At 36.2% G+C, this 7,231-nt stretch carries 9 protein-coding genes; 6 read left to right on the top strand and 3 right to left on the bottom strand.

Features of this window, described 5'->3' with window-relative positions:
• Nucleotides 1-64 precede the first annotated feature (64 nt).
• Nucleotides 65-226, bottom strand: a complete 162-nt coding sequence (locus tag DJ93_RS32760; protein WP_161785240.1) for a hypothetical protein — start codon at nt 224-226, stop codon at nt 65-67.
• Nucleotides 227-633: 407 nt separating this feature from the next.
• On the opposite strand from DJ93_RS32760, the gene DJ93_RS00055 reads away from it, so the two are divergent.
• The gene (locus DJ93_RS00055; RefSeq protein WP_042978612.1) at nt 634-1,242 is read left to right on the top strand and encodes a recombinase family protein; all 609 of its coding nucleotides are present in this window, start codon (nt 634-636) and stop codon (nt 1,240-1,242) included.
• A 609-nt stretch (nt 1,243-1,851) separates the two neighbouring features.
• On the opposite strand, the gene DJ93_RS00050 is transcribed toward DJ93_RS00055, so the two are convergent.
• Entirely contained in the window at nt 1,852-2,346 is a 495-nt protein-coding gene (locus tag DJ93_RS00050) for a helix-turn-helix domain-containing protein (RefSeq protein WP_042978613.1), read from the bottom strand.
• Between the two features lie 1,795 nt (nt 2,347-4,141).
• Here DJ93_RS00050 and DJ93_RS00045 point away from each other — a divergent pair.
• From DJ93_RS00045 to DJ93_RS00025, 5 genes are all read left to right on the top strand, one after another.
• Nucleotides 4,142-4,687 carry a hypothetical protein gene (locus DJ93_RS00045; RefSeq protein WP_042978611.1) on the top strand — a complete coding sequence of 182 codons (546 nt, stop codon included), beginning with the start codon at nt 4,142-4,144 and terminating at the stop codon, nt 4,685-4,687.
• A 197-nt stretch (nt 4,688-4,884) separates the two neighbouring features.
• A complete protein-coding gene (locus tag DJ93_RS00040; RefSeq protein ID WP_042978610.1) occupies nt 4,885-5,163 on the top strand; it encodes a helix-turn-helix domain-containing protein in 279 nt (92 codons plus the stop codon).
• A 20-nt stretch (nt 5,164-5,183) separates the two neighbouring features.
• The gene (locus DJ93_RS00035) at nt 5,184-5,804 is read left to right on the top strand and encodes a hypothetical protein (protein WP_042978609.1); all 621 of its coding nucleotides are present in this window, start codon (nt 5,184-5,186) and stop codon (nt 5,802-5,804) included.
• 2 nt (nt 5,805-5,806) lie between these two features.
• Nucleotides 5,807-6,061 carry a hypothetical protein gene (locus DJ93_RS00030; protein ID WP_042978608.1) on the top strand — a complete coding sequence of 85 codons (255 nt, stop codon included), beginning with the start codon at nt 5,807-5,809 and terminating at the stop codon, nt 6,059-6,061.
• A gap of 38 nt (nt 6,062-6,099) precedes the next feature.
• Entirely contained in the window at nt 6,100-6,510 is a 411-nt protein-coding gene (locus DJ93_RS00025) for a helix-turn-helix domain-containing protein (RefSeq protein ID WP_042978606.1), read from the top strand.
• On the opposite strand, the gene DJ93_RS00020 is transcribed toward DJ93_RS00025, so the two are convergent.
• The gene (locus DJ93_RS00020) at nt 6,507-6,863 is read right to left on the bottom strand and encodes a hypothetical protein (RefSeq protein WP_042978604.1); all 357 of its coding nucleotides are present in this window, start codon (nt 6,861-6,863) and stop codon (nt 6,507-6,509) included. The two genes, DJ93_RS00025 and DJ93_RS00020, sit on opposite strands and share 4 nt — an antisense overlap.
• Nucleotides 6,864-7,231: the final 368 nt, after the last annotated feature.

Below are 7,231 nucleotides of genomic sequence, written 5' to 3'. Positions count from 1 at the left end.
AATAGGCGTCGCAACGTCACCACACATTGCCCTTGCAACTATCCACGCTGATCTCCTTCATTGCTTATTCATTACTTACTTGTTTCTTTTCTTTCTTTATTCGTTTGTTTGTTCTTGTTTCATTCGTTCCTTGCTTGCTGTTGTCCTCGCCTCGTGTCGTGTGCCATGCCCTTCCCTCGTGCCTCGCTGTTATCCTTGCTACTGTCAGTGCTGGTACTGTTGCCACGCCCTGTCCTCGCACCCAGCACCGCACCTCACTATCCTACTGGTATATGTGTAGCGATATGGTGGTGTGGTGGTGAATGGCATGGTATCCCTACCTAGTAGCGTTACTATACCGTCCTATATAGCCACGCCCTAGCCATTCCCTTTTGATAGAGGGCTACCCCTTGTTATTGCGTTACAAAACAGCCTCTCTCATAAATGTGTTCATTATTGATAGTTTCCATAAAGAAAACAGTCCATAAAAAACAGTCTACAAAGGTACACCTTAATAGACGGTAAAAAAACTGTCTTTATAGCGTCTATTAAATAAATAATATAAACCTTTATGAACGTTCATAAAATAATTGACCTTTATAGACGGTTGGTGTATATTAAATTTATCAACTAATAGAAACGGTGGTTTTAATAATGACAGGAATCAATTTTGCGTATATGCGTGTTTCAACTAAGGAACAGAATTTAGATAGACAATATGAAGCATTAAAAAACTATGTAAGTGACGAGAAGTATATTTATAGTGATAAAGCTAGTGGTAAAGATATGGAACGTGAAGGATTCCAAAACATGCTTAAAGCAATGAGGAAAGGCGACACGCTTTACATAAAGTCTATTGACCGTCTAGGACGTAATAAACAGCAAATTAAAAGCTATCTAGAACAGTTCAAGAATGAGGGTATCAGAGTAAAGATCATAGACCTTCCTACTACAATGCAAGACGTTCCTGAGGGGCAAGAATGGGTTATAGATATGATTAACAATATAATTATCGAGGTTTATACTTCAATGGCTGAACAGGAAAGAGAAACTATTAAACAGCGTCAATCTGAGGGAATCGCTGTTGCTAAAGAAAAAGGAAAGCATCTAGGACGTCCAGCAATGGAACTTCCTGAGGAATGGAACAAACTGTACAAGGATTGGAAAGATAAAAAGATAACAGCGGTGGCATTTATGAAAGAAGTGGACATGAAGAAAGCGACCTTCTATAAGAAAGTGAAAGAATACGAGGCGACACTTTAATAGTGTGGTCTTTTCTTGTGCTAGAAAAAAGTTATGGCGACTGCTGTGTATCAGAGGCAAGGAAGCAATAAAAAGTGAGATTTGCACAATATTTAACAATCCTCATACAGCGAAAACCCTTGATATGACTAGGTTTTACAGAAAAACAACATTGTGCACCGCCTATTCACTACACGTCCGTTTTAACACCTTGTATAGCCTCGCACAGCGTCCTGAATCCATTTGTTTGTTTTTGTATTCGAAAATAAATAAAACCCCACAGATTCAATTCTGAGAGGTCTAGTATTGTTTTGAAATCATATTTTAGTGAGGAAAGGGTAAATCACATATGGTACTGACTAATAACCTCAACAAAGCCCATTCTTATCATGTTATTAGTCACTGATACCTAAAAGAGGGATTAACCGAGTTCAAATTATTGTTTTTGGTGGTACACTATTTGCATTATTGTAGTGCGGAATATGAACGTTATACACACTTACTACTCATACATACATAATACATACTTAATTTGTATTCTCTAAAAGAATACTATGATAAGAAATAAAAGAAGACTATCATAAAAGAAAGTAAATAAATGAAAGATTGTATTAACGTTCATTATTTGCACTATTCTACCGCATAAATCTGCTTTTGCTGTTGTGCCACTATTTCTTTATCTATTAGGTGCTGTTTATAGCGTTCCTTATCATCAGTTGATACTTTTGTTATCTTAATATCAAATTCCTCAAATTGTTCCACCTTCTCAGGAACAGCATTGTATAGGTCAACAGTATCCAATGGCTTATATACCACATAGATATTATTTCCACCATTTGTTTTACCTTTCTTTATCAGCCCAACCTCACATAATCTTCTAATGCTACTATGAATAGTTGCTTTACTTCCTGTACGAGTATATGATCTTAGCTGGTCAATGGTAGGAAAGGCGTACCCATAGTTAGGATTGTACAATTGTAGTAACTTAATATAAATAACCATATCAGTATGTGTTATCAATCCTAACTGAATATAGTCGAATAGTTCAGCTGGTACTTGTTCAAAGTAATTATTAAGATTTCCTTTACATACTGTTCCTGTCCCTTGAAGTATAGTTTTTGCCATTTTAAATCATTCCTTTTCTGCAAGTTTAGTAGTTTCATTTCTGAACCCTACATATAGTTACTTGCAAAATGAGAATGAAATAGGACATACAAAAAGGGAACATGGATTATCACCCACATTCCCTTTTCAAATTGCTATATGTTCAAAGATCGTTTAATCAACTCAATGATGACAGCAGAGATAACAACATCAAAATTAACATGAAAATAGAATTCTGTTGTATTTGAATCTTTATCTCTCTTAAAGAAAAACTTAAACATGTATCAGCACCCCATTTTTAATTATTTTTAATTTTAAAATGGTTGATGGTTGCTGATTGAATGAAATCACGTTCTAAAAAATCGCCTAAACGTCATATACGTAACAAGAATAAAAAACCTCTTCATCCAATTACAGGACAATTAACTTATAGTAATTACTCACGTATCTATATTATCTCAAATTTTGCCTAAACAAACAAGTGTTTCCATGTAAAATATTTCTATAATATCAACTTTTATTTCTGATCTTTATTCTCTTACTCTAGATTTCCCCCACTATCACTTAACCACCTTAACTATTATCCACTTTTCTTTATAACCTGATTCTATGATATACTAATAAGGAAGGGAATCACTCCCCTTCTATGTTCTTATCTTAATTTATCTATTCACTTTTGGCGTTTAGTCTCAGTTACTAAATGCCCTTTTTTCGTCCTCCACCTCTATATAGTTCTTAATCTATGTATCGTTTAAGCCCCATTTTCCTCTATCTTAGCTAGTGGTACTTACTTAGGTATTCAACTATCTTAGCCAGTTGGGGTTAAATCTCTTAAAATCACTTGACCTTAGGTTTTGAAGGTTTTTATCATGCTGAAGCGTTGTTAGGAAAATGGCTGGAAGACAGACTTATCCCCTATGCTGAGAGAAAACTATAAAAGTAATCAATCAGAATAGAAGGATGAGTGTCTATGTTTTTTCCATGCCTTGCTTAGTCAGTGTTCCGTATGTATAGACCCCATTCACTCAACAGTTTTCACCGTACATATCCTTTAACAATGGCTTGTCCTGTCCACAATATCGTCCCTGTGCGACAAGCTGAATATGTTCCCTAGTACCGTAGTACTAACGATAACCAACCCGAACCTTTAAGGTAGTTCTCACCTACCCTCACCGAACGAATGGGAATCCAATGAGGGGTGCTATCCTTGTAAAAGCATACTAAGTACTTTCCGCACGACCGATAGCAAGCCAATCAGTTTTTAAAGTGGTTTACAGGCAATTCCACTGTGAACAGAACACGAAAAGGGCGTCACCCATACCTAAACGCCCTGTACATTCACAAGACTTCTAAGTATAGATAACGCCCCTTCATATCCGTTCAATTATGTATATAACAATCCTAGCATTTGCTAGTTGAAATCTACAATAAACAAAGGTACAATAGGTGTATCTAATAAGCCTTGTTGTGCTAAACAAGGCAAATATAACTTATTTGACGGTGCAAACGTCTCCTAAGTTGAAGTCCTGTACGCTAATACAGGTCAAGTCACTTCGCTAAAGGTTGGTAGCCATTAGCATATGAAGTGGCTTTTTTCATGTCCACGTTCTATTAAATTACTTCAATCTTACCGCCATACACCGCTTAAATCAACGAAAATCTGCTATGATTCCCTATAATTTTTAATCTTTACGATATATAGTAATAGTATAAGAGATTGAGGCAAACTAAATCATTTGAGGCAAGATCAGGTATTGAATCTTGCAAAAGGGTTTAGCAGCAGTACATAGAATCTATCAATTTAGAGGTGAAGAATATGATAATCAAAGACATTTTAGAATTGACTCAAACAATGAGAGTGTCTGAAATAGCCAAAGAATTTCTTGAAGTTGGTGAAAAGAAAGCTGTTGAAGGATTAAAGAAAGCTGGTTGCTATAATACCAGCGGAAAACGTGGCTGGTATCTTGCTGAGGGTAATGACGAAAGCGTTCTGGAAAAATCTCTCTATGACTTTGTAGTACCAACTAAAGGAAAAGCCAAAGCAGTAAAATCAAATGCTAGCATTAGTGCTAGTGAAGAAATAGCATCTACTGTTGAAACACCAGTAAAGGAAAGTAATGTAACTTCTGATACTAGTAAAACAACAGTAAAAGCTAGTAAAAAGACAGTTACTAGCGAGTTAGACCCTATTGATGTGCTATTACTTCAAAATCAAGAAGAAAGTGAAAACCGAACTTACCGAGGTTTCTATTGGGACAAGGATATTATCAGCTTCCTAGATGGTATCAAACATGGAAATAAGAGTGATTTAATGAATGAAATTGTTAGGACTGTGCTGAAAGATAAAGGGTTGATTAAATAAATAATTTCAAGAGTACCAGTAATGACCCTAGTGGTCACAGACTATAAAGCAGGGAAATCTATTGTGATTTCCTACATGAGGAATTGTATCTATTCTCCTATATATATTTTCCGTTTAAGGTGTGGCTTAATTGCTACGCCTTTTTGTTTTGCCCTAACTTAATAAATTATTAACTTTAGAAAACGAGGTGTAAATAAATGATTGATGTAAATACAGACAGCTTACCTCATGAACGGAAAATTACTTATCAAATGATTAAGTACCTACGTTTATGTAGAAATATGACTCAAACTCAATTCGGTGAAATATGCAAAATCAATCAAGGCGTTTTAGCACAATTAGAACGTGGTGACATTGCATTGTCGCCACACTATGAAACTAAAATCATGGACGGTATTCGTGCTTTAAATATCAGTCAATTAGAACTGGTATCTGTAAAGCGAATCATTGAACTAAAAGCCCAAAGAATTAAATAACTAAATGGAGGTATGGAGAAATGGAAGTAAGAGACTTATTTGTTGAAACTAAGAAGATTGTAGCTGAATACAAAGCAAAGGCTGAGGTACTGGACAAAGAAGAACAGGAACTACAAGCGGAACTGGTAGCAATGCAGGAAGAAATGACAGCGATTCTATTAGACCAGGAGAATGCAAACTTATCAGAACGTATTTATTTAAAGGCACAAGCAAAAGGAATCAACTCTAAATTAGAAATCATTCATTCTATGATGGAAGAATTAAATGAAAAAAGATCAGCTTTGAAACTTGCTTATGTACCAGTGTTTCAAGAGGTACTGAGAAAAGACCGGTCTAGTGCTAATGAGTATGACGTGACAGAACTCGCTATCCGTCACCGCTATGAATTATTAACTGAGGTGGCTGGTGTAGGTAAACAGTTCCAACAACAATACCATGCAATTGCACCTGATATTTATGAAGTGTTTGAAGATACGAAAGTTAAAGAAGAATTTCCACGATTGGAACACTCATTCAATCAAGAACAGTACCAGCCATTCTTTACATGGTTTGAAACGTCTGTTGTTTCTAAGAATGAAATGTTTTCCGCTACTCGTGGGAATTTACCAGACCATTTACAAGCACCAAAGGAGGCTGAATAGTTATGAACTTATCTAGCATTGTAAAACAAGATGTAATGGACGAATTACGAAAAGGAAATACCGAGGTTCTAAAAGGCTTACCACCAGTTTTAGCTATGCAATATGGATTGGCATTGCAAAATGAAGCAGGTGGTTATATTGAGGAATCCAAAGTAACTGATAAAGAACTAAATGAGGCAATGTTAAACCGCATGAAAGATAGTGGTGTCAAAGAAATGCTGATAAAGAAAATAGAACAAGAGAAGGTCACTAGTTAACGCTGGTGATCTTATTTTATTTAAGGAGGAATATTACCATGCAGAGAGAGATTAAAGACCCAGTTAAACAGGCCTCATATCAGGAAGCGTTAAATAAGAAGTATGGTGGTTCTGTAACCGCAAAGGAACAATACATTAACCCTCGTGCGGTGCTAATACATCATTGTACCAACTGTCATAAAGAATGGTATGCACACCCTACGTGGATACTTACAAAAGAGAATCAAAAGCATGTTTGCGGTGTAGACCCTACTAGAATAGATGAAGTTAGAAAGAAAAAAGTCACAAAGAAGAAAACTAGACCGATGACAGAAGAGGACAAGATTAAAATACCTAACATGGTTGAACAAGGCATGAGTCAAGTAAAGATTGCTAACACATTAGGTATTGCAGTATCGACTCTATCAAAATACTTAAAGAAAGCTGAGGAAAGCAGGGTTCTAATCTAATGAACTTGCTTTCCGCTTTTCTTTTGCCCATTTCCAGCGATGCCCTCAACGATTTCCTTTGCTGTCTTGCGATTCTTATTTATTTCTTTTATCTCAGCCAATCCCTTGTGTACATCGGCAAAGCCTTGTTCGAATGTGGCTTTTAGTCCTTTATGTACACCTCTTAAATTGTCCAACTTACCTTCTACTGATGTTGAGGTTTCCCCATTCAAATTATCCGTTTTACTGTCCACAATATCTAAACTGTCCTCCACCTTACCTAAACTACCATCTATTTTATCTAATTTAGTCTCCAGTTCCGTCAATTTTGCTAGAATCTGTTTTGCTAATTCCATTTCTTTTTCAGTTGCCATTTAGCAAACCTCCCTTTTAGTAATGCTAGTATATCATTCCAAAGAATTAAGTAACTCTTCCTATTGACCCGCAGCAAGGTGAATTGTGCCCAAAAGGATTCCCGAAACTTCGCCAAATTTATTTTTCAAGAAACGGATATTCTATATTAGCAAAAACCGTAACCACCCCCCATTCCATATAACGCTGTACAGCAAAGTTAATGGGTGTTAGTACGTTAATCAAAAGATAATCACCTCAGAATGCGAATCTCGGTGACTTAATCAGCCCTGAAAAGGTTTGAAAATCGTGGTGTATATTTAGCGGAGACCAGACCAGCCTAGTACACCTACCTGCCCCCCATAGGGTGGGGTATCCATATATAAAAATA

The organism is Bacillus clarus, from assembly GCF_000746925.1.
Classification (GTDB): Bacteria; Bacillota; Bacilli; order Bacillales; family Bacillaceae_G; genus Bacillus_A; species Bacillus_A clarus.
Note: the sequence above shows the minus strand (reverse complement) of the source record. Positions and strands in the feature narration are given on the sequence as shown.

Bases quoted from the DNA above. Each gene is read 5' to 3' on its own strand.
- DJ93_RS00055 (WP_042978612.1), top strand. From the start codon at position 634: ATGACAGGAATCAATTTTGCGTATATGCGTGTTTCAACTAAGGAACAG.
- DJ93_RS00050 (WP_042978613.1), bottom strand. From the start codon at position 2,346: ATGGCAAAAACTATACTTCAAGGGACAGGAACAGTATGTAAAGGAAAT.
- DJ93_RS00045 (WP_042978611.1), top strand. From the start codon at position 4,142: ATGATAATCAAAGACATTTTAGAATTGACTCAAACAATGAGAGTGTCT.
- DJ93_RS00040 (WP_042978610.1), top strand. From the start codon at position 4,885: ATGATTGATGTAAATACAGACAGCTTACCTCATGAACGGAAAATTACT.
- DJ93_RS00035 (WP_042978609.1), top strand. From the start codon at position 5,184: ATGGAAGTAAGAGACTTATTTGTTGAAACTAAGAAGATTGTAGCTGAA.
- DJ93_RS00030 (WP_042978608.1), top strand. From the start codon at position 5,807: ATGAACTTATCTAGCATTGTAAAACAAGATGTAATGGACGAATTACGA.
- DJ93_RS00025 (WP_042978606.1), top strand. From the start codon at position 6,100: ATGCAGAGAGAGATTAAAGACCCAGTTAAACAGGCCTCATATCAGGAA.
- DJ93_RS00020 (WP_042978604.1), bottom strand. From the start codon at position 6,863: ATGGCAACTGAAAAAGAAATGGAATTAGCAAAACAGATTCTAGCAAAA.